Below are 24,632 nucleotides of genomic sequence, written 5' to 3'. Positions count from 1 at the left end.
ACGGAAGTATATAAGATGGTTTAAAACATCAGTATTGCTATTCCATTGTTAATAATGGAATAGCCTTTTTTTAGTGTACTCCAGATTTTGATGTATTCATAAATACAACTCCTAAAATGATACAAGAAATCCCTAAAACAACTCCTAAACTAAATGGTTCGGCAAATATTAAAATCCCTAAAATTGTTGTTAACGCTGTTCCTACTCCAGACCAAATGGCATAAGCTAAGCTAAGTGGTAGAAAGGCTAATGCTTTACTTAGCATAAAAAATGCTAATCCATAGCCAATAATAACGCCTATTGTTGGGACTAACTTTTTAAATCCTCCTGTTAATTTCAACATTGAACTACCAAATACCTCAGCTATAATAGCAATCGCTAACCATAAGTAACCCATTAATTAACCTCCGAAAAGAAAAAAGCCGTTAATAAATAACAGCTTTTTTTCCTTATATTACTTTTACTGCTTCTCTATTAGCAATTTCCAATGTTAGTTCATGAAGAGTCATTTCAGGTCGGCTTCCTACACGGATATTAACACCTGTTTGACCAAGTCCTTCACTGATATAGAATGGCTTTCCATCCTGCATATGAAATCCTTTAATAATATTCATTCGTGCCAACTTCCCCATTTTTACAAGGTGATACGCTTTTGGATAGCAAATTTGTCCACCGTGAAAATGGCCGGCAAGCAAATAATCAAAATGATAGTTCTTCATATTCAAAACAATATTTGGATCATGAGTTAATACTAAGTTTGTTCCAAATGTAATTCCTTCATAAGCGGCTTCAATGTTGCTTCGTTTTGTACTAAAGTCATCAATGCCAATGATATTGACTCGTGTGCCTTGGACAGAAATGATGTCCGTTTCGTTTTGTAAAACCTTACAGTTATATTTTTCAAGTGTTTGAATTAATACCTTTAAATTTTTGGGACGTAGTACATAATCATGGTTGCCTAAGACAGCGTAGATTCCATACTTTGGCTGTAATTGGTTTAGTGTTTTTAAATACGGAATAAGCTTGGGGATTGTACGTTTACGATCGAGAAAATCTCCAGTGAGTGCAATTAAATCAATGGGTTCATCTTTTAACTTCTCATACAGTTCATTAGGGGAAATTGATATATTTTCGAGATGCAAATCAGAAAGCTGCAGAATATTTAATTTTGGATGGTGTTGATTCGATAATTGTGCATTGATTTTCAATTTATTTATCACGATATCTTTCGTGTTTTTATATGCTTTTTTAATGAAACAATAAAGAATAATCATTAAAACAAAAATCAATAATATTTTCAATAATCACGCCTCCTTCCTAACAGATTATACAGGAAAAAGGCTGTTATTTTTACAAGAAATAGATGGGATAAATGTTATCTCCATATGTCTTTCTTTTATTTTGGACAGAAACTATATAAATCCAAATTGATTTTCTGGCATTATCCCATCTAGTCGGCAGAACGATTCCTGGCTCCTGCTTGCTCTAGCTCCATGAACTGATGAGGTAGTAAACCTTTCACTTTACCTCTTCTTCCCAAAATAAATCATTTAACGTACGAGATAATGCTTTGCAAATATTAACGCACAAACTTAATGAGGGATTGTACTTTCCAGATTCAATCAATCCAATTGTTTGTCTAGAAACACCGACAATCTTGGCTAACTCTTCTTGCGACAAGTCCTTCTCTACTCTTGCAAGCTTCAATTTCATATTTTTCAAAAGACTTCACCTACAACTTCTTATCATCATCTTGATATTTCATACTAACTTTCTTTGCTAGCAAGTATATACCACCAAACAAGAACAGTAAAATAGGCAAATAGATTATAACTGAAACAAATGATACTAATGTAAAATACCATAAACCTTGAGAGCTGCTATCTGCATAGGATACAGCACTATTTATGCCCATCACTACAGCTATAATAAAAGCTAAACCAACACTACTAAAAATAGTCTTCATACTCATAGATGTTTTGCTGGTACGATCATGCATTTCGACTTCATCCCAGAATACCCCTAAGAAAATAGAACGAGCTAAAAAGTATACTCCTCCTCCAATCAAAATCACTAATTCTAGAACTACCTCTTCAATGCCTGCACCATACTTATACATTTTCACGACAAAACTGACTAAGCAAATCGCCATAATAACATGATACATTTCTTTATAAATTTTATTTCTAACATTTTCAATTCGTTCATCCGTCGTTTTTTTCGTTCGTTTAAATAGATTCATTTTAATCAACCTCCCGTTTTTTTGAACCCTTACACTTATTATATGCTTCACTTAACATTTTGCAATATATATATTACATTTTTAATTATATATATTGCAAATCTCATGAATGAAAGAATGATTAAACTTTATTTAAAAGCAACAAATTCAACAAGTTTTATAAAAGTATTTGGAGAAGAGAAAGAAAAAGAAAAAGTCGAACACCTTAAAGTGGCAAACGAAGAAAATTTATGTTATATTTTGGTTTCCATATAGTATCTAAAAAAGAGGTGTATCAAAATGAATAAAACCGAATTAGTACAAGCTGTATCCGCGCAAGCTGAAATGACACAGAAGGATGCTGCAAAAGTAGTTGATGCATTATTTGAAACGATTTCTAACACACTTGCTAAAGATGAAAAAATCCAATTAATTGGATTTGGTACATTTGAAGTACGTGAACGTTCAGCTCGAAAAGGTCGCAATCCACAAACAGGCGAAGAAATAGACATTGCTGCTTCTAAAGTTCCAGCTTTTAAACCAGGTAAGGAATTAAAAGAAGCCGTTAAATAAAATTACTATACATTTAATGTAAAAGACTCTGGAGATGGGACAACCTCCAGAGTCTTTTCTTCTTTAGTTAAATTCTTCGTCAAAGCATTCTCCCTTATTCAAAGAAAAAGATGCTCAAATTTTGAACACCTTTCATTACTATGGATATATTAACTTTATTTACACTGATTAGAAGCAATCTTTTCTTTCACCTTATTAAATATCTTAAAATGGTATTAAATAATTCGGCTCCGAATACTCGCACATAATTTGTCCATAATGACTACTGTAACTAATATAAGGATAATAATCGTTGCCGTTTCTTCATACTTAAACAATCTCTGAGTGGATAATAAATCAAAACCAATCCCTCCAGCACCTACAAGTCCTAAAACGGTTGCTGCACGTACATTAATTTCCCAACGATATAAACTTACTCCAATAAACTCAGGTAAAATCTGCGGCCATACAGCAAATCGTAAAATCTGAATCTTATTCGCACCAGCTGCTTGTAATGCTTCAATTTCGCCCTTACCAATATTTTCAATAGCCTCTGCGTAAAATTTCCCGAGCATTCCTGCCGAGTGTATTGCCATTGCCATTACCCCTGCAAAAGGACCTAATCCAACGGCAGCCACAAATACAAGTGCCACAATTAATTCTGGTATCGATCGAATAACATTTAAAATAAATCTGCAAGCTCGATAAATGGATGAATGCGGACTCATATTTTGTGCCGCTCCTATTCCTAACGGTATCGAAAGAATAATCGCAATTAAAGTTCCTGTAATAGACATTTGAATAGTAATCAACATTGAAGAAAAGTATTGTCCGAAATTGGCCAAACTCGGCGGAAACATGGAAGAAATTATGTTCCACATATTCGGAAGTCCTTCCATTAGTTCGACTACGTTAAACTTTACACCTATTGCGCTCCAATAAATAACGGCCATAAATAGCAAAGTATAAACTAGAACTTTAATATTGCTTTTAAGTATTTTTTGGATAGTCGTTCTTTTTTTATCAATAGCCTGCAATTAATTCACCTACTTTCATTTCTTGTTCGCTGTTATTTTCATGTTGCTCATATAATTTGTACAACTGCTCTACCGAAATCAGATGAGATAAAGTATCAATTTTGATTACACCGTGATTTAAGCCAATGATTCGCTGGGCATATTCTTTTGCCAGCTCTACATGATGCAAGGTCATAATAAGAGTAAGGTTTTCCTCCTCTTTTAAACGTTGCAGCAGGTCCATAATCGAGTGAGCTGTTTTAGGGTCTAAACTTGCTACAGGTTCATCAGCGAGAAGAATAGTTGGTTGTTGAATAAGTGATCTTGCAATGGCTACCCTCTGTCTTTGTCCGCCACTTAATTGGTCCACTCTTTTATGCCGATATTCATAAATGCCAACTTTATTTAGATAGTATTCGGCTAATTCACGATCTTCTTTACTGAATATTTTGAAAAATGATTTTACTGTCGAAGTATACGCAAGTCTGCCACAAAGGGCATTATCAAGAACCGTCATTCGATTTACTAGATTAAAATTTTGAAAGATAAAACCAATATTTTTCCGGAAGGCCTGTAATGACTTTGGTTGTGTTGGAATAGGTTGCCCATTAATCGTCAATACTCCTGACGTTGGTCGCTCAAAACCATTTAAACATCTTAACAAAGTAGATTTCCCAGCTCCACTAGGACCTAATAAAGCTATTATTTCACCATTAGAAATAGTTAGATTGATATCTTTCAGTACAGTTTCATTGTTAAAATTCTTTTTTAAGGTTTGAATGTTAATCATTCATGTATTCCTCCAAAATTGATCTGTTATTCCATCTTGCTTAAATCAAGGTTCAATAACTTAGCTAATTCACGTAGCCCATCATACTCGTGATCTTCTACACTTGTAAATCCTTGAGCTTCCTTAAAGGAGTCTAGAATTTCTGGAGCATTTTTATCCATCTCGATAAATGCTGTTCTTATTTTTTCAATCGTTCCTGCATCTAAAGAGCTGCGTGCTACAATAGGCTGAGTTGGAATTTTTTCAGATTCACCTAAAGTGACTGTATTTTTTGTCATCTCTTTTTGTTTCATATCTTCATATATATTGACAGCCACAAAAGCTGCATCTACTTTGTTATTTTCTACAGCAAGCACAGAGGCATCGTGTCCGCCACTATAAATAACTTCTTTTAAATCTTTATCTGGATCAATTCCATTGTCCAATAACCATTTTCTTGGAACTAAATTTCCAGAAGAAGACGCAGGGTCGACAAAAGCGACTGTTTTTCCCTTTAAATCTTCAATAGATTTAATGCTAGAATCACTTTGAGTAATAAGTAAGCTTGTATAGAATTTATCTCCCGTTTTTTTACTGATTTCAGCTACTAATGGTTCTACTTTCGTTTGGTCTGCTGCTAAAATATAAGAGAAAGCACCTAAGCGCGCAATATCAATTTTATTGTTTTTCATCGCTTCAATTACTGCCGTATAATCATTAGCTAAAAATAATTCAACGTTCATACCTGTTTCTTTTTCTAAATACTCTGCTACAGGTTCATACATTGCAGAAACATCCGCGTTGTCGTCTGTTGGAATAACTCCCATTTTGATAGTTTCTTGCTTCTCTGTGCTAGCTTCATTAGTTTGACTACAAGCAGCAACACTTAATAAACAGATTACGGCTAAGATTGCAGTTACTATTTTTTTCATCATTTTACCTTCTCTCCTTGATCATTAAATATCGACATAAGAACGCTTATAACATCTTCCTTTGTTAACGCGATAGGATTATTATCCATCCGCCCTTTAGTAAAGGCATTTTCAGCTATAGATTCAATAATTTCCGGATTAGCATTGTAATCTTTAAGATTGCTGGAGAAACCTGCACATTCATAAATATGATCAATAAACTGCTGAACTTCCTTACAATGATTTACATCAAATGCTTCAAATAATTGATCTTTCTCAATAATTTTCTCAAGATTTAATTCCATTATTTTGGATAGGGTTAAGCTTGCTGCTACACCGTGATCTATTCCTAGATTCAAAGTAAGAGGATAAGAGATTGAATGGCATGCCGTCGTCTTTGTATTGCTAAAAGCTAACCCAGCATATAAACTTCCTAAAGCAATTTCATTTCTTAATTGAATATCATTAGGTTGATTTAATACTTTTTCCAAGTTACCTACAATGCGTTTTATTGCTTCTAACGAATATACTCTTGATATTTCATTAGAGCTCTTTGACCAGTAAGCCTCTGTAGCATGACATAAAGCATCAAGTGCTGTTGAAGCCGTTAATTTTTTCGGTAATGTTATCGTAAGAGCAGGATCGATAATAGCGGTATGTGCATACAACTTTTCACAATCTATTGATAATTTCACTCCTCTAGCTCTATCCCAAATAGTAGCCCAGCAAGTAACTTCTGAACCTGTGCCTGATGTAGTCGGTACTCCAATCCATGGAACGATGTTTTCATTTTCTACATAGCTTTTTTGCTCAATCACTGATTGAAGTGTAGGAATAGAATCAATCTCCATATGAGTTAATGCCGACAAAGATTTCGAAAGATCTAAAATACTCCCTCCTCCAACACCGATGATGCATTGGAAATCAAAGTTTTTAGTTTCTAAATAATAATGAAATAAATCTTCAATATCAGGATTAGAAATTTCTATTTCGATATGTTTAACGTTAAATCTTTCAAGACACTTAACTAAGGTATAAGCAGGTAGAGAATCTGAAAAATCTCCACCTCGGGTAAGAAGCACAATATTTTTTACTTGAGTACTAAGATTTCCCAACATATTTTCAATTACATCAATACTATCTATTACTACCTTTACTGGATTATGGAAGTTTCCCATTGTTCCATTTCCCTTCTTTTTGTATATTCGTGAGGATAGATCCCTTGTTGCAATAAATCATTTATTCTTTCAATGGATTCAGGTAACTCCTTAATTGAATTAATGACGAAATGAGCACCAGCTTGATAGAATTTTGTTCTAGCTGCTTCCATACTCATGAAAAGATCAGTCTGATTCATGTAATTTATTTCTCTCTCACTGAACCCATGCAGACTGCTTCCTAAAATGACTCCAACACTCCACATCCCTGCATGTATGCCTTCTTGAATATCAGATACTGTATCGCCTACTTTAATCATTTTTTGCATCCCATTAATGTCTAACTGAATCGCATTTTCATAACACATATAAGGAAATGGGCGCCCTTTTCCGACTGTCTCTGACGTAATCCTAATATCCGGTTTATACCCGTGTTCGGCTGCCTCCTCAGCTACAATATCCAACATTTCTTTCGTATAGCCACTCGTCGATCCTATTTTAATCCCTTGTTTACGTAGCTTATCTACTACATCAATTATTCCTTCGATTGGTTTTGCAAATGATCTAAGATTAGAGAGTAAAATAGGTTCGAATCTCAAATACAGCCCATCTATATCCTCTTCCCCTGGATATTTGTCGTATTTTGCTCTCCATTGCGTTTTTACGCTATGTAATTGGCATAGTTCATAAATATGATCCCACTTATTCATCCCCATCGGCCCTCTAACCTCTTCAGAAGTGATGACAATTTCCCTTTCTTTAAAGATTTCTACAAATACATTCATTGGAGCTAAACAACCATAATCTACCGTTGTTCCTGCCCAATCAAAAATAACTGCTTCAATTTTTTCACTCAATAGCTTCACCTGCTTTGTTATTGTTTCATGCTTCATAATGCAAGATTAATCCGTTTTACGCAGTTTTACAATGGTATTTACGCTTTATTCATATAACATTAACGTTTTTTACATAGAAAATATGGACTTTTCACTTTACAAACTGCTCTTTTTTGCTTTATTTTGCTTTTTTATAATAAATGTTAATATTTAATGGAGGAATAATAACTATTTTTATCAAATGAATATAAATCGGAGGAAAGAAATTTGTTACAAGAACATCGGCATCAAAAAATTGAATCTTTTTTAAAACAACATAAAGCTGTAAAAGCTGCTGAACTTGCATCATTATTAAATGTCTCTATAGATACTGTTCGCAGGGATTTAGAAACGCTTGAGAAAAAAGGAACAGTAAAAAGAGTTCATGGAGGCGCTATTTTAAAACAAAATAATAATAATGTTTTAAATAAACTTTTTAATGAAAGAGAAGTCAAAAATTTAGAAAACAAACAAGAAGTTGCTGCATTAGCAGTTGAATTAATTGAAGAAGGACAAGCAATTGCTCTCAATGGCGGGACAACTACAATCGAGATAGCAAAAGTATTAGTAGAAAAATTTCAGAGATTAACGATTATTACAAATGATATTCGTATTTTAAGTATTCTTGGAGCTAATAAACATTTCAACGTTATCCTTTCTGGTGGTTTTTTTAATCCAGAAGAGTACACCCTATACGGAAAACAATGTGAAGAAATTCTTTCCAATTTTAATATTGATATCGCTTTTATTACTGTAAATGGATTATCACTTGAAAACGGTTTAACAGATTTTAGAATTCACGAAGTAGGAGTTATCCAAACGATTCTCTCACGAACAAAATATAAAGTTGTAGCAGCAGATTCATCAAAGTTTGAAACATCCTCTTATATTAATGTTTGTCCATTAAAGGAAATTGATCTTATCGTCACAGATAGTTCAATACCTTCAAATATAGTAGAAGATTATAACAAGGCTAATATTCGAATCCTTTCCCCTCACTAAATTACATAGCACCTATGTCGGGAGCATGAAAAAAGCAGCCAGATTTTTAATCTGACTGCTTTTTTATACTTATAATATTGGCGATAATAATCTCGATAACGATTCCTTCATACGTATCTTTTTAGAACGTTTTTCATACAATTCCATCGTTAATTCTGTGGACACTTCGATATCTTTATAAAAAACGGTTGTCAGCGTCTGTGCAATACTTTCATCATAAATGAAGGCATTGACTTCAAAATTCAGCTTAAAACTTCTCACATCAATATTGGCTGTGCCAACCGATGAAACTTCTTCATCTACTACAATCATTTTGGCATGAATAAAACCGTTATCATAAATATATACTTGTGCCCCAGTCTTTAATAACTCTCCTGCATAATACGTCGTTGCCCAATACACAAATACATGATCCGGCTTATTCGGAATCATAAGCTTCACGCTAATTCCCGAAAGACTGGCAATTCTTAGTGCATCTAACAAGCTGGAATCCGGAATAAAGTACGGCGTTTGAATCAAAATCGACTTTTTCGCCGATGTAATTAATTTAATATAACCGTTTTTAATTTGTTCCCATTCTGAGTCTGGGCCGCTTGTAACAATTTGTAAACCGATAGAGCCATTTGGTTCAAGCACAGGAAAATAATTTGGTTGATACACAATATCATGATGTTTAGACGCTTGATTCCAATCGAGAATAAACCGAGTTTGAATCGCATATACCGCTGAACCCTCTATCCGCAAATGGGTATCGCGCCAGTAGCCAAATTTTTGGACTAATCCTAAATACTCATCCCCTACATTAAAGCCTCCAACATAGCCAATTTTCCCATCAATAATGACTAATTTCCGGTGATTACGAAAATTAAGACGCGGATTAAAAAACTTTACTTTAGACGGAAAGAACACTTCCACTCGCCCACCGGCCTCGCGGAACTCTTTAAAAAACTTCTTCTTCAATGTTCGCGATCCTAAATCATCATATAATACACGAACTTTAACCCCTTCTTTAACCTTAGCTGTTAACGCTTCAATAAACCGTTTCCCTAAGCAATCATTTTGAATAATATAATACTGAATATGTATATGATTTTTCGCTTGCGCAATATCTTTAAACAATTGCTCGAACTTTTGCTTACCATCCGTAAAAATCGAAACTTCATTATCTTCCGTTAACACGGCATCATTTGTCCATAAATGCATATAAATTAAATCTCGATAGTCTCTAGTTGAATCATTCCTAAATAAAAACTGGTTATTTGTCAAGCCCGTTAACTGTTGATCTAAAATCTTTTCAATTCCAACTTTCTTCTTATCCTCCCAATGAAATAAATGGGAGCGGCGTAATGTGCGTCCAAATAAAAGGTAAAGAACAAAGCCAACAACAGGTAAAAAATATAACACTAATAACCAAGCCCATGTTGTACTCGGCTCTCTTCTTTCAATAAAAATAACAATCGTCGCAAACAAAAGATTTAAAATGAGAATCAAAATAAGGAAAATCGTTGTAATTGACATAGTTAAATCCTCACAAACAAGTTTTATCTTCTCTGTTAAGGATAACATTCATTCTTTATTAAAAAAAGGAATAAACGTCGTTTAATAAGGACCATTTCACTAAAAAAATAAGAGGCCCATCCAAAAACTATGGAAAGCCTCTTTCTATAACGGCAAAAAATCAAGTGACTCCATTATTGCTCACACAATATCGATCCATATTTTTATTGCTGTCGCGGAAATTAAGAGCGCAAGGAGCACTTGCAAAACCTTTGTATTCATTTTTTTACCTGCTTTCGCACCAAGCGGAGAGGCAAGTAAGCTTGCAATAATCATAATAACAGCTGGATATAAATCCACTTGTCCGGTAGATACTTTACCAACTGTTGAGCCAATAGATGAAATAAACGTAATCGCTAAGGAAGAAGCAATCGTCATCCTTGTCGGAATTTTTAACACTGTCAACATAATCGGCACAAGTAAGAAAGAACCTGCGGCACCGACAATTCCTGAACCAATTCCAACAATAAACGCCAATCCTGTTGCTAGCCATTTATTAAATGTAACTTGATCAAATGATTGGTCGTCTATATTCTTCTTCGGTATAAACATCATGACAGCAGCAATCAAGGCAAGAATGCCATAAATGACGTTAATCCCCGATTCGGACATCCAGCGTGATCCATAACTGCCAATGAAGCTTCCTAATAAAATACTAATTCCCATATAGCCGATGAGTGTTTTATTTAAATAACCGCCTTTTCGATAAACCCAAACACCGCCAATCGTAGCAAACAATACTTGTACGGCACTGATACCGGATACTTCATGGGCGCTAAATGCTGCAATGCCAAATAGAGGTGGAATATAGAGCAGCATCGGATACTTAATGATGGACCCGCCGATTCCGACCATTCCTGAAAGATAGGAGCCGATAAATCCAATTAGAAAAATAACAATCATAAATCCTATATCCATTTTAAACTCTCCCTTTAAGAAAAGGGACCAAATAAGGGTCCCTTTTCAAATTGATTCTGTATAAACCGACAATAAGCTTTACAGAGTAAAGATTGTTTTTTATCTTACAGCACAGCGATTAGGGCCAATCTCCATTTCTCTTTGCTCTTCTTCATCCGGTGTGATTTTCCCCATATTGACTTCACGAATTTGTTGATACGCATTTGGTTGTGGTGGAAGATTCTCCGATACAACGTTTCGGAATATCGCTTCATCTTCAATATTTAATCCATGATTTTCAGCAAATAGTTTGCCTAATTTCTCAGAAACCGTACCATCTTCATTAAGCTCACTCACAATCATGAAATGAGCTGGCAGAACAAGTAACTCATCCGATAGTGCACGGTAACGTTTATATAATGTTTCACGTAAATCCCCCACCCAATCGTCTGCTAAGCCTGCTAAATCAGGACGACCAATCGAATCAATGAAAAGGATATCTCCTGATAATAAATATGTGTTATCGACTACAAAGGAAGTAGAACCAATTGTATGCCCTGGAGAGTATAGCGCTTCAATTGAAATGGCTGTACTTCCAATCATTACTTCATGGCCGCCTTCCAGCTTGTTATAGTCAAACGTTACCTCAGCTGCATCTTTTGGAGGTAACCAATAACTCGCACCTGTTTCTTTCGCAATGACTCGGCCGCCAGAAATATGGTCTGCATGTAAATGTGTGTCAAATACATGCTTAATAGTTGCTTGTTTTTCTTTAGCAAAATTAAGGAACACATCCGTCATTCTTGTCGCATCAATCACAGCAGCTTCACCATCTGAAATTACCATATAAGAAAGACAGCCTTTTCCAATACGAACGAATTGATAAATCTCGCCACCGTCTTTTAAATCCCCAACCCTCACTGGTTCTAAATGTTCACTCCACGCTTTCATACCACCTTGTAAATAGCTAACATCTCGCCCAGCTTCAGAAAGCATGTCAGCTATCATGACCGAAGATCCTTCTTTAGCACAAACGACCAGAATGTCTTGATCAGTCGGAAGCTTCGGCAGTAATTCTTCTACTCCGTCTAATAAGTCAAAGTAAGGAATATTTAAATGTGCAAAATTAGCTCCTTCCACTTTCCAATCTTCAAAATCACTTGCATTTCGTACATCTAAAATAAAAAGAGGCTCTTTATTAAAAATCTTTTTCGTTACTTCTTTAGCTGTCATTGGTTGATAAGTCATCTAATATACCCCCTATAGTATTTAAAAGTGTATTTTTTTACTACTCCTATTAACTAGGAGTAGTAATTTACTTCAGATTAACAGCAAGTCAATCTCCTCAATGAGTAAAGCTTTCCTTTATGCTTTATAACGATTCCGTTGCCCCCGTCCATTGACTCATTCCAGGCACGACATTTATAACATGTTGAAAGCCTTGTTTCGCTAATTGTTGAGCCGCCAAATCACTTCGGTTTCCGGTACGACATACCACATAAATTTCAGCCTCTTTATTTAACGAAGATGCTTCTTTTTCTAAATCTCCTAGCGGAATAGATACAGCACCAGGTATATGAGTAAATGCATACTCTGCTGCTTCACGAACATCTACAATAATGACGGAAGAATCATGTAACTTCTCAGCCAACTCTTCATTTGAAATTACATAAGGATGTTTTTTCTCTGTTTCTTCTTCTCCGTTAGACTTACGTAAATAATGCTTTAATACTGAACCTTCTTCAATGATTCCAATATATTGATGCCCGCTGCTAGCAGCCCAAGCCTGTAAATCTGCTTTAGACCCTTTATCTGTCGCTAGCACTTCTAAAACTTGCCCTGGCTCCATCGCATTCATCGCTTTTTTTGTTTTCACGATGGGCATTGGACAAGCTAATCCTGTTGCATCAAGTGTCACATTTGTTTGAATAGCCATTTCAAGCCTCCCTCTATACCTATACGGGTATATTTTAAATTAAAATTTTTTATTTCATACTTCATAAGCAATCACCCACGACTGATGAAAATTTCACTTTATTCTACATCGCCGTCCCAAGCAAGCATGCCGCCACCCATGTTTATCACCTTAAATCCTTGATATTCTAGAAATAATGCAGCTTGAGCACTGCGTCCACCCGAACGACAAACGATAATATATTCTTTCGTTTTATCTAAATCTTGAAGACGAAATTCTAATAAACCAAGAGAAATATGAAGAGCGGTAGGAATTTTCCCCTCTGCCACTTCCATTGCTTCACGTACATCTATTAAATGTAGTTGTTCCCCTTTTTCTAAAAGAGACTTCACTTCTTCCGCTGAAATAGTTTTCATTATACTCCTCCTCATCTAAATAAATAAATTGACATGTCCCTCTTCTGCATCTGCTAAATAGGCAGCTACTCCTGCATACTCAATGCCCTCTAACAATTCTTCTTGCTGTAAGCCGAGCAAATCCATCGTCATCGTACAAGCTACTAACTTCACGTCTTGCTCCTGAGCCATTTCAATTAATTGTGGTAAAGTCATCGCGTTATGCTTTGCCATTACATGTTTAATCATTTTTGGACCGAATCCTGCAAAATTCATTTTAGAAATGCCCATTTTATCTGCCCCACGCGGCATCATTTTTGCAAACATCTTTTCAATAAACCCTTTATTTACTTTCACTTCTTCCTCTTTACGAAGCGCGTTCAATCCCCAAAATGTATGAAAAATTGTCACTTCATGATCATAGGCCGCTGCTCCATTCGCAATAATATAAGCTGCCATCGCTTTGTCGTAATCTCCACTAAACAAGACAATCGTTGTTCTTTTCTTTTCAGTCACTTGTTTACCCCCTCGTTATACATATACCCCTATTGGTATTATGGAGCGTAAAAAAATTAATGCTTTTTAATTAAAAATTGAATTACATCATTTTCTTCTGTTACTTCTATTAATTCATGACCTGTTGATTTAGTCCATGCTGCAAAGTCATTTTTTGATCCTTTATCTGTTGTATGCACTTCAAGAATTTGTCCTTCTTCTAACTCTTGAATCGCTTTTTTTGCTCGAACAATTGGCATTGGACACGCTAAACTTTTTGCATCTAAAAATTTATCTACTTTCATGTTTCATTCCTCCAAACGTTATTTTATACCCTATAGGGTATATTATATATAAAATAAAAAAGGTTGCAAGCCTTTTTTTATTTTATCTGCTTTTCACAAGTAGATTTACTGCCTCTTTGACAAGCTCTTCAGGATTTTTATCACCTGTTTCATTTGCCATACGAACACATTCCACAAGATTAGAACTAACAATTACACCAATTGTACGATCGATCGCGGAACGTGTGGCTGAAAGCTGCGTTACAACATCTTTACAGTCTTTATCCTCTTCCATCATTTTCAGAATACCGCGAAGTTGACCTTCAATTCGCTTGACTCGATTTTTCACTTGAGCATCATATTCCATACGTAACGGCCTCCTTTACTGCTTGTATGTAGGTTACCCTATTGTACAAGCTAGCTATCAAAGAAAACTAACATCTTCAATATATACCCTACAAGGTATATTGTCAACATTTAAAATAAGAGTATGTTTTAGAATGCTATTGATTTTCGCTTATAAAATGAAGAATAAAGTTAAACATAAGAACATAAACAAATTCTTTCTCAATATAACTTAAAATCCCCTTATATTAGCAAACAAGCGAACACAAGGGGATTCGATAACAGTTCATAATCAGGTAGGACGTTTTATTTCAAATGTTGGACCTAATTTACTGTAAGTGTTTCCAGCCAATCGAGCTACAGGTTGCAGCGCTTCAGCGTTTATTCGCCCAGCTTGATAGAGTGATGGTTCGATATGATAACAGACGATTTTGCCAATTAATAAATCGCAACCAACTTCCCCACTTTGGCCTCCAAGCTGAATCGCTTCTTCCAGCTTACATTCAAACCGAATTTTTGCTTCTTTCACAGCAGGTACAGCAATTCGTTCGCTCTTCACTAACGTAAAATTAGTTCGTGATATCTCACTTTCGTCTGCTGGAAGTTCAGCCGCTGTTTCATTCACATCGGCAACAATGTCTTCATCAACAATATGAATGACAAACTCTTTTAATTTTAATGCATTTCTTGCGGTGTCTTTCATCGCTCCATTTTTTCGTTGAACCGATACCGAAATAAGCGGGGGATTGGCACTGACAATATTAAAATAACTAAACGGCGCGGCATTCACCACTCCTTCGTCCGATTGTGTCGTAACAAACGCAATTGGACGGGGAATAATACTTCCCGTTAAAAATTTATAATTCTCTCTTTCACTCATACTTTCTGGAGTAATAGAAATCATCTGTACCCCCCTCTTTATTATGCTTAACTAAAATTTTTTTGGAACCAACTAGCTGCTGCCTCTACTTCGGAACGAGTCAGCTGATGCCCAAAGTTTTCCCAAATTACATTTACCTCCGCATAGGCTGATTGAAGCAGTTCCGCTAATTCCTCTGTTTCACGAGCTGGACAAATTGGATCATTTTTACCTGCAGCAATAAAGACTTGTACTTGAGAAAGTGACGGTAGCTCTAGACCACGGCGAGGTACCATTGGATGATGAAGAATCGCTCCTTTTAAAGCGTTCTCATAATGGAATAATAAGCTAGCCGCAATATTGGCACCATTTGAATAGCCGATTGCTACAACATTACTACGATCAAATCCATATTCTTTCGCTGCAGCATCTAGAAACTCTTGTAATTCTTTCGTACGGAACACTAAATCTTCTTCATCAAAAACTCCTTCTGCTAAACGACGGAAAAAGCGCGGCATGCCGTTTTCTAACACATTTCCTCGTACACTTAAAACAGAAGAGCCGGGAGATACCATTTCTGCTAATGGTAATAAATCCGTTTCCGTACCACCTGTTCCATGTAAAAGCAGCAATACAGGTGCATTTGGATTGCTCCCTTGTTGATAAATATGTTTCATGGTCATATTATATCCTCCTCAAGAACTCGCGGAATAGCTGGTAAAAGCGTTTTCTCTAAAAATTCTCGTTTTTCCTCTAACCACGGCGGCAGCATTAATTTGCTTCCCAATGTTTCCTTTAACTCATCACGAGTAAATCCTGGCGGGTCTGTCGCAATTTCAAACAGAATACCACCTGGTTCACGGAAGTATATTGCGTCAAAATATTGACGGTCCTTAAAGGGTGTTACCCCAATACCAAAGCTGCTTACATGCTCCCGCCATTCCTTATGATCATCAAAATCATTAGCACGCCAAGCAATATGATGCACCGTTCCGACCCCCATTTGTCCCATTGGTAAAGTCGATTTCTTCACATCAATGATATTCCCGATATCTCCTGTTGTTTGAAAGCGAACAAATTCTCCTTCTTCCCCAACCTTTTGAAGCCCCATCACATTTTCTAACACCTGCATTGTTTTTTCAGGATTTGCAGTTAATAAAACAGCTCCCCCAAATCCTTTAATCGCTTGCTCCGCCTGTACACCACCAAATGTCCATTCACTGTTCCGTCCAGATTGACGAGCAACTAGCTCTAAATGTAAGCCATGTGGATCATTAAATTCAAGAAATTCTTCGCCGAAACGTGTCACTTTTTTAAAGGCAATCTCAAATTTCGCTAATCGTTTTTCCCAAAAATCTAAAGCCCCTTCTGGAACGACATACGTAGTAGTTTCAACCTGCCCTGAACCAATACGTCCCTTATAAGCATCTGGCCAAGGGAAGAAAGTAATAATCGTTCCGGGCGAGCCTGCTTCATTTCCAAAATACAGGTGATACGTACCTGGGTCATCAAAGTTTACCGTTTTTTTCACAAGGCGCATCCCTAATACACCTGCATAAAAGTCTACATTTTCCTGCGGATTACCGACTATAGCGGTAATATGATGGATGCCTGTTGTTTGCTTATTCATATACGTTCTCCTCTCCGTATTCTACCTTATTCTTCAACAGTTGTGTTTAATGGCTTTAAGTGCGCTTCAATTTCCGCTCGTTTCGATTCTAAAAATGGAGGTAAAGAAAGAGATTCACCTAAGTGCTCTAATTCTTCATCTGTTGCAAATCCAGGTCCATCCGTAGCTAGTTCAAATAAAATGCCATTTGGCTCTCTAAAATAAAGTGAACGGAAGAAGAAGCGATCAACAAATCCGGAATTTGCATATCTAGCATGATTCACTCGTTCAATCCATTGTTGCAATTCTTCTTCATTATCAACTCGGAATGCTACGTGATGCACGCCGCCTCGTCCTAAATATTCTGGCGGTAGATCATTTCTTTTCTCAATATGAATTTCAGCACCTGTTCCTCCTTCTCCTGTTGCATATACTTCAATGCTCCCTTGTCCTGCTACAAGCGCTGGATAGGAGCCAACTTTTCGAAAACCTAACACGTCTGTTAATACTTCTGCTGTCGGATTAATAATCGGTACCGTTAATTTAATCGGTCCTAAACCAAGAATCGCAAACTCTTTTGGAATTGGACTTTTATCCCATGGTACACCACCGGCAACCCCTTTGTTCGTTTCATCTGATACTAAAAGCAATCTTTGACCTTCTGGATCTTTAAACGAAAGAACTTTCCGATTAAAGCGCTCACCAATCTCTTCATGCTCTACTCCATACTCTTCAAAACGTTTTTTCCAAAATTGAAGTGCCGCATCGTTTGCTACACGTAAAGACGTTTCAGAAATACTATTATTTCCTTCGTGCACGCGTGCTGCCTGTGGAATTTCAAAAAACGTTAATTCCGTTCCAGGTGAACCTACTTCATCGCCGTAAAATAAATGGTAGACACGAACATCATCTTGATTGACAGTCTTTTTAATTAAGCGTAATCCTAATGTTTTTGTATAGAAATCATAGTTTGCAGCAGCATCTGACGTAATCGCTGATAAATGATGAATTCCTTTGAGTTGCATATATAATCCCTCCATATTCCATAATCACTTAAATAGTTCAAATTAAAATATCTTGATTTAAAGATAATTCTTTTTTATGAAAATGTCAACACTCTCTCTTTAATTAAGTAAAAGTTTCACTGTATAGTATATAATAAACAACAAACTAAAGGAGATTCATAATGACTGCACATCATTTTCATTTACAAGCACACTGGCCTGATGGCAGAAATGGTTCAGGGACTATTTCATCCGGCCAGTTACAAACAAAAGTAAGTATCCCACCTCAAATGGATGGACCCGGAATCGGCACAAATCCAGATGAAATGCTACTAGGGGCTGCGGCAACTTGCTATATTATTACATTGGCCGCAATGTTAGAGCGAAGTAACATTGAAAAAACAGATTTACATATGAATTCAGAGGGTATTGTTGATGTAACAAACGGAGTATTTACTTATAAAAAAATTATCCATCGGCCGACTCTCACTCTTTCTTCAACGGCAACCGAGCGGGATAGAGAAAAAGCAAAAAAGCTAGCCATAAAAGCAGAATCTTCTTGCATGATTTCAAAAGCACTAAAAGGAAATGTAGATATCGAATTAGAGCTCACACTGTTATAAGGAAACAAGCCAGGTCATCAGTTAAGACCTGGCTTGTTTTTACACATCAATGTCTTAGTTTTTGCTCTACTTGTTGACAAACTTCATCCGCAGTCAGACCATTTGCTTCAATGACTGACCCTTTACTAGATGTTGTTTGTTCGCCAAGCACATTGCTGTCTAACCCCGTAACAACACAACAATCTACATTTTGTGCATCTGATTCCTGTTTTAGTTCAACAATGTCGTAACCCTTTGCACGCAATGCGTCTTGCACATTCGTTAATGATTGCTCTACACCAATTTTTGACATAATAAGGTTACACCTCCTCTCTGTTAAATTGTCCATTTTTTCTTTTATCTATGTATTCAAATAAAAGGCCAACTCCAATTGAATGAAGTTGGCCTAAACGATTAAAAATATTTCTTTTTCCAAAAAATAAAAGCGACTGTCCCAGCTAAACCTAAAGCAATCATCAAGGTGAACATAAAAGCATGCTGATTATGAGAGAATGGCAAATCAACATTCATACCGAAAAAGCTAGCGACCATCGTTGGTAACGTTAAAATAATCGTAACCGAGGTCAAAAACTTCATCGCATTGTTTACATTATTAGAAATAATAGAAGCAAAAGCTTCCATCATTCCATTCAAAATCGATGTATATACTTCGGTCATCTCAATTGCCTGGTTCGTTTCAATAATTACATCTTCTAATAACTCTTTATCTTCCTCATACATTTTTAAATAATTGAAGCGAAGAATTTTATCTAACACTACTTTATTAGATTTTAAGGAAGTCGTAAAATAGACTAAACTTTTTTCTAATGCTAAAAATGTGTATAACTCCTTATTTTTCATCGATTGATGAAGCTCTCGTTCTGATTCGGTTGTCATCTTATTAATTTGCTTTAAATAGCGTAAATAATATAATGAAATCTCAAATAATAATTGCAGTGCAAACCTTGTTTTTTTATTTGTATAAAATTGTTTAATTTTATTATTTTTAAAGTTTGCTAAAATAGGAGTATCTTTAAGGGAAATCGTGACAAAGCAATCGGGAGTAAAAATCATCCCAATCGGAATCGTTTCGTAAATCCGCGAACCCGCTTCATCATGTGTCATATAAGGATAGTCAACGATAAGCAGTAAATGATCGTCTTCCCTTTCAATCCGTGGACGTTCCTCATCATCAAGAGGATCCTTCATAAAATCCATCGGCAATTGTAGTTTCACACAAACCTCATTAATTTCAGCCTCTGTTGGGGCAATCATATTCACCCAAGAACCTTTAACGATTTCATCAACAGTTATTAATTCCCGGTTTTCCATTGTTTTAAAAATTTCTATCATCTGCTCGACCTCCTCTTCTTTAAAGAGAAAGCCTATTTATCTGTCTGTTCGAGAGGATACTCTGAGAAGAATACGCAAACTCGATTCTTTAGAATAAGATAAGCTTTCTCATACCTACTGGGTTCAGGATCGTAAGAACTTACGCCCATCGTATCATCCCTTTCTTCTTGTTTCTTCTATCTTAATGCTAATACTTTTAAAGCACAACCGTGAATTCGTACATTCATTCCAAAACAACCAACTACTGGCTGATTGTTTGCCCGTTATTCATGTTCCATCATACGACTTTGCACTAATTTCCGCCGAAATATCGCCGTTTTTTGTAATAATGGATTTCTCAACACAACACCAACTAAAAACGTTATACTAAAACATAAAAATAAAATAAACAAATCTATTTTCACAATGCTCCAAATCATTCCCCCTACAGCCTCTCTCAATAAACTAATCGCGTACGTAAACGGCAAGTATGGATTTATAAATTGAAAAAATGGTGGAGTCACTTGAACAGGAAATGTGCCACCTGACGCTGAAATTTGTAACACAAGTAAAATCACACAAAAAGCTTTCCCAATATTATGGAAGATGGACACTAATGTATAAATCAGCATGCCAAAAACCGTAGCAATGAAAGCTGCAAACAAAAAGAACCATAGTTTTTCAACTACATATGTGTGAAGGAACATTATATTACCGATGGAAATAATCACCGACTGCAAAATACCTATGCAAAAAAAAGTCAAATAGCGTCCAATGTAAATTTGATAAGGTCTATATTTTTCAGAATCCCGAATGTCGACTGCAAAAATAGAAACGAGTACAAGACCTGCAAACCAAAGAGCTAATGTTGTAAAAAATGGTGACATCGCTGAACCATAATTAGGTATTGGAAATAGTTTATGTTCAGTTAATAATACAGGTTCCGCAAAAAAATCACTTTCTTTTTTTACATCGTTTCGTAGTAAAGCAATCATCTTATGTAAATCATGATTTTTTTCAAATGCCCGCATTTGATTCGCTATTTCCGAAATATTTCGTTTTAATTCTGGCAATCGGGTTTGAAAAGAAGAAAGGTCTTTACCACCAGTAGCAGCAAGCTGTTTTGCATGCTGAAGTACCGCTTGTACTTCATTCAATCTATTTTTCCCTTGCTTGCTTAACACCTCAAATTCATCCATAATCGTCCTTGCCTGCTCAACAACTTTGGCTAGCTTTGGATTCGTTTCTGAAGCAAATTTCTCTTGTAAACCTTTCCATTCACTCACGTTTGCTTCGGCTAATTGTTGAAGCTCTAGAACCGATAGATTACGTTGCTGTAACCCCTCAACCTGCTTGTTTTGATTAACTAGCACTCTTTCTAACGTATTTCGTTCTGTTTCAAATAAGTTTGTTCCAGCTACTGCATTTAGATGGTCAAGCATGTTTTGAATCGCAACAACTACATTCCTAGTACTAGATACTCTATTAAGCGTATGTTGTACGGCGTCTTCATTGGTCAAGTCTAGCGTTTCCATCACGGCAGATAGATTCATTTCCTGCTGCAGCAGATCTTCTATATTTTGTTTTAGATTAGGGCCGAGAGCTTGTAAGGCTTTGCTCGTTATCGAGATATAATTCTCTATCCCTACATATAGCGCTTCCCCATTGGCGGCGACTTGTTCGATTTTATTAATGCTCGCATTGGTCGAGTCAATGCGTTTCTCTACTTTCTCCACATCCATTACTGCCTGTTCTGTAAGACGTTCTATTTCAGGAAATGCATCCTCTAGCCAATACACCATCTGCTTCATCTTTTGAATGGTTGGCAGCTCTCGCTCAAGCTCAACTCCTGCTTCATTAAGCATCGTTAACATCATTGCGCTCGACGTTTTCACAATGTTTTTACTTACTTGTTCTACAATACTACTCGCACCTTTAGTCGTGATTTTTGGAACAATCGCATTGCTTTTCTCATTCACATAATAAATAATTTTGGGCCTAACAGGCTCATCCGTTAACACAGTCGTAATTTGTTCAGAAAAATTTTCTGGAATGATGACACAAGCATAATATTCGCCTAGTTTCACCTTTTGCTTCGCTTCCGCTTCGTTTGTAAACTTCCAACCAAGCGACCGATCCTTTCTGAGAGCATCAGTCATTCTTTTTCCCATATTTATCTCTTTATCTTGAAAGATGACTCCTCGATCCTTATTTACAAACGCAATTGGAATCATCTCCGTATGTCTATAAGGATCCCACGAAGCTTTAATGTTAAACCAAGCATACAAACCAGGTAAAAATAACAGCCCAAATACTACGATAAGGACTGCCCAATTTGTATATATACTTCGTAAATCATCTTGAAAGATACGTATAATGGCTTTCATCTTTCATCACCTATTTTCATTTCAATACAGGTATTATTAGAGCCCCAACCAGCTTCTATACATAAAAAAAATCACTAGGCCGAGTATTAACCTAATGATTTTTATGTTTAGCTGCTATATTGTTTAATAAGGCTTTTTTTGATAAAAGAAATTAGGCTTTACCTTTTGATTGCGATATGGCCTATGAAAGATATGAGTGGTTGCAGGCGAAACAGGTGGAATTAGCCATGTCCAATCTCCTGTTGTATTCCGTCCACATGCTGTTTCTTTTTCTTCAAAATGTTTAAATTGCTTGGCTGCATTATGATGATCCACTATACTTACGCCCGCTTCTTTAAAGGAATGCAGCACAGCCACATTTAATTCAACCAGCGCGCGATCTTTCCAAAGTGTTGCATCACGTTTAATATCGAGCCCCATCCTTTTTCCAATTCGCGGTAACATATTATAGCGACCCTCATCCGCAAAATTTCGCGCTCCAATTTCCGTTCCCATATACCAGCCGTTAAATGGTGCCGCCGAATACTTAATTCCCCCAATCTCTAAACACATATCTGATATAATAGGAACGGCATACCACTTTAGATTTAGTTCACTAAACCATTCAAAATCGGGGTGATGAACCGGTACTTCCTTTACAATGGAAGCAGGTGTTTCAAACCATGTTGGCTGTTGCCTATTCACTTGAATAACCTGTGGTAATATATCAAAAGACCCCAAACTCCCTTTCCAACCGAGCTCCTGACAGATCTTCGTAAATTCAACAGAAGCCGGGTCACCAACAATCCCGTGTTCTGTCTCATAGCCTGCATAGCGAAGCAATTGATGGTTCCATAAGCGAATCGAGAATTGTTCATCTGCCGGCTTAAAAATTGTAATCGTCGGAATAATGGCACCATCATTTGTAGCAAATTCGATATGATGACGCAACGCCTCATTAATTTGCTCTTCATCTCGAAGATGACGCTGATCAATCACACGAAGCGAATCCCAAAATAATCGGCCAATGCAGCGATTACTATTCCGCCATGCTTGTTTCGCTCCTATTTCAAGCTCCTCTAATGAATGCTGATACGTATGTGTTTCTTCTATTTCTTTTTGGATATCCATGATTCGGCTATTGATTTCATCCTCCGTCTTCCCCATTTCTAAATAACTGCTACGGATGAACGCTTCTGCCTCTTGAAATATAAGGTTCATTTATTCAATTCCTTCCAAAATTATATGCTCTTTCTAATAAGGTATCATATTTTGTACTATCTTTTCCCTCGATTCTCTTCGCTACTTTATACATTTTGTGAAATTTGACACAAAACTTACTTAATATAAGTAACAAACCTTTTATTAACACCGTATATGAAGTAACTTTATTTTAATATGTAAAGTTGTTACATAAACCGTAAATGATTTATAATAGTATGGAGGGGGTGATTTTATGAATAATACAACGATTTGTCCTCGATTTGAAAAAGGGATGCAAATTTTAAGCAAACGATGGACAGGATTAATCGTCCACCAATTACTGAATGGCCCTCAACGGTTTTGCAGAATTGAAGCCGCCTTCCCAATTAGTGGTCGAATTCTCTCGGAGCGTTTAAAAGACTTAGAACAAGAAGGCATTGTAAAAAGAGACGTCTATCCTGAAACACCAGTTCGAATTGAATATTCATTAACAGAAAAAGGGCTTGCATTAGCACCTGTCATTAATGAAATTCAACAATGGTCATCAGACTGGATTAAATCAGTAGAAGAAGAATCGTAAGAGCTGATACGGATTAGCTCCAAATTATAAGATGAAACGTAGGGCCCTTTTATAACAGAAGGGCCCTATCTATCTTCTTTTAAAATGATTTTAGGCTATGTAAATCAGTATTGTTGATTTAACAGAACCTTATTTTAAAAACCACCTTCACTTCTCCTCTGTTATATATGGATAGCATCTCCTGATTAGGAAAAAGCAAACTGCTCTACATGAAGTATAGTTTTGTATAAACAAACCAGTTATACAAATAATAAACATGTGTATCGTAATTCATTTATAAAAAGGAGACAGCCACTATGAAAAAACTACTTATATTGGGATTAACCTGCATACTACTTTCTCTATCTCCTATGGCCCAGGCATATTCACAAGAGAAACAAACCGAGAATAAAACACCAGAAGTCACCTTTACCAAAGAGCAAAAATCAGAACTAAGCAAACTGCATCAAAAGATTTTGACAGACAAAAAAGAACTGTTGAATAAATACGTAGAATATGGCGCTCTCAAGCAAGAACAAGCTGATAAAATAATCGAACATTTAGAGAAACGATATGAAATGATTGAAGAACGAGGCTTTCAATATCCACCTCACCATATGCACCATAAACCTCATCATCATTAAAAAAATCCGACCAGACAACGGTCGGATTTTTTCATCCTTCACTTAACAAGCTGTATAATACGT

Annotated in this window: 30 protein-coding genes; 5 read left to right on the top strand and 25 right to left on the bottom strand. The window is 36.1% G+C overall.

Going from position 1 to position 24,632, the window contains the following annotated elements:
* Window positions 1-70: 70 nt before the first annotated feature.
* The 4 genes from ACE199_RS10885 to ACE199_RS10870 form a co-directional block, all read right to left on the bottom strand.
* Entirely contained in the window at window positions 71-397 is a 327-nt protein-coding gene (locus tag ACE199_RS10885) for a DMT family transporter (RefSeq protein WP_375349763.1), read from the bottom strand.
* Between the two features lie 52 nt (window positions 398-449).
* Window positions 450-1,301, bottom strand: a complete 852-nt coding sequence (locus ACE199_RS10880; RefSeq protein WP_375349762.1) for a metallophosphoesterase — start codon at window positions 1,299-1,301, stop codon at window positions 450-452.
* Window positions 1,302-1,518: 217 nt separating this feature from the next.
* The gene (locus ACE199_RS10875) at window positions 1,519-1,722 is read right to left on the bottom strand and encodes a helix-turn-helix transcriptional regulator (RefSeq protein ID WP_127760669.1); all 204 of its coding nucleotides are present in this window, start codon (window positions 1,720-1,722) and stop codon (window positions 1,519-1,521) included.
* 10 nt (window positions 1,723-1,732) lie between these two features.
* Entirely contained in the window at window positions 1,733-2,242 is a 510-nt protein-coding gene (locus ACE199_RS10870) for a DUF6773 family protein (protein WP_375349761.1), read from the bottom strand.
* 279 nt (window positions 2,243-2,521) lie between these two features.
* On the opposite strand from ACE199_RS10870, the gene ACE199_RS10865 reads away from it, so the two are divergent.
* Window positions 2,522-2,794: an HU family DNA-binding protein gene (locus tag ACE199_RS10865; protein WP_127760671.1), complete on the top strand. Its 273-nt coding sequence runs from the start codon at window positions 2,522-2,524 to the stop codon at window positions 2,792-2,794.
* Window positions 2,795-3,009: 215 nt separating this feature from the next.
* Here the strand turns inward: ACE199_RS10865 and phnE are convergent, their stop codons facing one another.
* The 5 genes from phnE to phnX are packed head-to-tail and all read right to left on the bottom strand — an operon-like array spanning window position 3,010 to window position 7,483.
* Window positions 3,010-3,810 carry a phosphonate ABC transporter, permease protein PhnE gene (gene phnE, locus ACE199_RS10860; protein WP_375349760.1) on the bottom strand — a complete coding sequence of 267 codons (801 nt, stop codon included), beginning with the start codon at window positions 3,808-3,810 and terminating at the stop codon, window positions 3,010-3,012.
* Complete coding sequence (phnC, locus tag ACE199_RS10855; RefSeq protein WP_375349759.1) at window positions 3,797-4,579, bottom strand: phosphonate ABC transporter ATP-binding protein; 783 nt, start codon at window positions 4,577-4,579, stop codon at window positions 3,797-3,799. The genes phnE and phnC overlap by 14 nt, the downstream gene beginning before the upstream one ends.
* 26 nt (window positions 4,580-4,605) lie before the next feature.
* Window positions 4,606-5,493: a phosphonate ABC transporter substrate-binding protein gene (gene phnD, locus ACE199_RS10850; RefSeq protein WP_375349758.1), complete on the bottom strand. Its 888-nt coding sequence runs from the start codon at window positions 5,491-5,493 to the stop codon at window positions 4,606-4,608.
* The gene (locus ACE199_RS10845) at window positions 5,490-6,647 is read right to left on the bottom strand and encodes a phosphonoacetaldehyde reductase (protein ID WP_375349757.1); all 1,158 of its coding nucleotides are present in this window, start codon (window positions 6,645-6,647) and stop codon (window positions 5,490-5,492) included. The genes phnD and ACE199_RS10845 overlap by 4 nt, the downstream gene beginning before the upstream one ends.
* Window positions 6,623-7,483 carry a phosphonoacetaldehyde hydrolase gene (phnX, locus tag ACE199_RS10840; RefSeq protein ID WP_375349756.1) on the bottom strand — a complete coding sequence of 287 codons (861 nt, stop codon included), beginning with the start codon at window positions 7,481-7,483 and terminating at the stop codon, window positions 6,623-6,625. The genes ACE199_RS10845 and phnX overlap by 25 nt, the downstream gene beginning before the upstream one ends.
* Window positions 7,484-7,729: 246 nt before the next feature.
* Here phnX and ACE199_RS10835 point away from each other — a divergent pair, with 246 nt between their 5' ends.
* Window positions 7,730-8,503 carry a DeoR/GlpR family DNA-binding transcription regulator gene (locus tag ACE199_RS10835; protein ID WP_375349755.1) on the top strand — a complete coding sequence of 258 codons (774 nt, stop codon included), beginning with the start codon at window positions 7,730-7,732 and terminating at the stop codon, window positions 8,501-8,503.
* Between the two features lie 69 nt (window positions 8,504-8,572).
* Here the strand turns inward: ACE199_RS10835 and cls are convergent, their stop codons facing one another.
* The 12 genes from cls to ACE199_RS10775 form a co-directional block, all read right to left on the bottom strand.
* Entirely contained in the window at window positions 8,573-10,021 is a 1,449-nt protein-coding gene (gene cls, locus ACE199_RS10830; RefSeq protein WP_375349754.1) for a cardiolipin synthase, read from the bottom strand.
* Between the two features lie 180 nt (window positions 10,022-10,201).
* Entirely contained in the window at window positions 10,202-10,978 is a 777-nt protein-coding gene (locus ACE199_RS10825; RefSeq protein ID WP_375349753.1) for a sulfite exporter TauE/SafE family protein, read from the bottom strand.
* 99 nt (window positions 10,979-11,077) lie between these two features.
* The gene (locus ACE199_RS10820; protein WP_375349752.1) at window positions 11,078-12,205 is read right to left on the bottom strand and encodes an MBL fold metallo-hydrolase; all 1,128 of its coding nucleotides are present in this window, start codon (window positions 12,203-12,205) and stop codon (window positions 11,078-11,080) included.
* A 124-nt stretch (window positions 12,206-12,329) separates the two neighbouring features.
* Complete coding sequence (locus ACE199_RS10815; protein WP_375349751.1) at window positions 12,330-12,893, bottom strand: sulfurtransferase TusA family protein; 564 nt, start codon at window positions 12,891-12,893, stop codon at window positions 12,330-12,332.
* A gap of 98 nt (window positions 12,894-12,991) precedes the next feature.
* Window positions 12,992-13,288: a rhodanese-like domain-containing protein gene (locus ACE199_RS10810; RefSeq protein ID WP_375349750.1), complete on the bottom strand. Its 297-nt coding sequence runs from the start codon at window positions 13,286-13,288 to the stop codon at window positions 12,992-12,994.
* A gap of 15 nt (window positions 13,289-13,303) precedes the next feature.
* Window positions 13,304-13,783: a DsrE/DsrF/DrsH-like family protein gene (locus tag ACE199_RS10805; RefSeq protein ID WP_375349749.1), complete on the bottom strand. Its 480-nt coding sequence runs from the start codon at window positions 13,781-13,783 to the stop codon at window positions 13,304-13,306.
* A gap of 56 nt (window positions 13,784-13,839) precedes the next feature.
* Complete coding sequence (locus tag ACE199_RS10800) at window positions 13,840-14,067, bottom strand: sulfurtransferase TusA family protein (RefSeq protein ID WP_119118670.1); 228 nt, start codon at window positions 14,065-14,067, stop codon at window positions 13,840-13,842.
* An 82-nt stretch (window positions 14,068-14,149) separates the two neighbouring features.
* Complete coding sequence (locus ACE199_RS10795; RefSeq protein WP_375349748.1) at window positions 14,150-14,413, bottom strand: metal-sensitive transcriptional regulator; 264 nt, start codon at window positions 14,411-14,413, stop codon at window positions 14,150-14,152.
* Between the two features lie 270 nt (window positions 14,414-14,683).
* Complete coding sequence (locus ACE199_RS10790) at window positions 14,684-15,295, bottom strand: flavin reductase family protein (protein WP_375349747.1); 612 nt, start codon at window positions 15,293-15,295, stop codon at window positions 14,684-14,686.
* A 23-nt stretch (window positions 15,296-15,318) separates the two neighbouring features.
* Complete coding sequence (locus ACE199_RS10785) at window positions 15,319-15,927, bottom strand: alpha/beta hydrolase (RefSeq protein WP_375349862.1); 609 nt, start codon at window positions 15,925-15,927, stop codon at window positions 15,319-15,321.
* 2 nt (window positions 15,928-15,929) lie between these two features.
* Entirely contained in the window at window positions 15,930-16,880 is a 951-nt protein-coding gene (locus ACE199_RS10780) for a ring-cleaving dioxygenase (protein ID WP_375349746.1), read from the bottom strand.
* A 26-nt stretch (window positions 16,881-16,906) separates the two neighbouring features.
* On the bottom strand, window positions 16,907-17,884 hold the full coding sequence (locus ACE199_RS10775) for a ring-cleaving dioxygenase (RefSeq protein ID WP_375349745.1): 978 nt from the start codon (window positions 17,882-17,884) through the stop codon (window positions 16,907-16,909).
* A gap of 161 nt (window positions 17,885-18,045) precedes the next feature.
* Here ACE199_RS10775 and ACE199_RS10770 point away from each other — a divergent pair, with 161 nt between their 5' ends.
* The gene (locus ACE199_RS10770) at window positions 18,046-18,486 is read left to right on the top strand and encodes an OsmC family protein (protein ID WP_375349744.1); all 441 of its coding nucleotides are present in this window, start codon (window positions 18,046-18,048) and stop codon (window positions 18,484-18,486) included.
* 46 nt (window positions 18,487-18,532) lie between these two features.
* Here ACE199_RS10770 and ACE199_RS10765 read toward each other — a convergent pair whose 3' ends face one another.
* The 4 genes from ACE199_RS10765 to ACE199_RS10750 form a co-directional block, all read right to left on the bottom strand.
* Window positions 18,533-18,778, bottom strand: coding sequence for a YkuS family protein (locus ACE199_RS10765; protein WP_252289886.1), 246 nt, complete (start codon window positions 18,776-18,778; stop codon window positions 18,533-18,535).
* Window positions 18,779-18,879: 101 nt separating this feature from the next.
* Window positions 18,880-19,818: a magnesium transporter CorA family protein gene (locus ACE199_RS10760; protein ID WP_127760689.1), complete on the bottom strand. Its 939-nt coding sequence runs from the start codon at window positions 19,816-19,818 to the stop codon at window positions 18,880-18,882.
* Between the two features lie 263 nt (window positions 19,819-20,081).
* Window positions 20,082-22,184 carry a YhgE/Pip family protein gene (locus tag ACE199_RS10755; RefSeq protein WP_375349743.1) on the bottom strand — a complete coding sequence of 701 codons (2,103 nt, stop codon included), beginning with the start codon at window positions 22,182-22,184 and terminating at the stop codon, window positions 20,082-20,084.
* Between the two features lie 123 nt (window positions 22,185-22,307).
* Window positions 22,308-23,384 (bottom strand): nitric oxide synthase oxygenase, encoded by a 1,077-nt coding sequence (locus tag ACE199_RS10750; RefSeq protein ID WP_375349742.1) that lies wholly within the window; start codon window positions 23,382-23,384, stop codon window positions 22,308-22,310.
* Window positions 23,385-23,619: 235 nt separating this feature from the next.
* On the opposite strand from ACE199_RS10750, the gene ACE199_RS10745 reads away from it, so the two are divergent.
* Together ACE199_RS10745 and ACE199_RS10740 are read left to right on the top strand one after the other, a co-directional pair.
* The gene (locus tag ACE199_RS10745; RefSeq protein ID WP_119118657.1) at window positions 23,620-23,946 is read left to right on the top strand and encodes a winged helix-turn-helix transcriptional regulator; all 327 of its coding nucleotides are present in this window, start codon (window positions 23,620-23,622) and stop codon (window positions 23,944-23,946) included.
* A 296-nt stretch (window positions 23,947-24,242) separates the two neighbouring features.
* Window positions 24,243-24,569 (top strand): DUF2680 domain-containing protein, encoded by a 327-nt coding sequence (locus tag ACE199_RS10740; RefSeq protein WP_375349741.1) that lies wholly within the window; start codon window positions 24,243-24,245, stop codon window positions 24,567-24,569.
* Window positions 24,570-24,632: the final 63 nt, after the last annotated feature.

The organism is Peribacillus sp. Hz7 (genome assembly GCF_042136355.1).
GTDB lineage: Bacteria > Bacillota > Bacilli > Bacillales > DSM-1321 > Peribacillus > Peribacillus asahii_A.
Note: the sequence above shows the minus strand (reverse complement) of the source record. Positions and strands in the feature narration are given on the sequence as shown.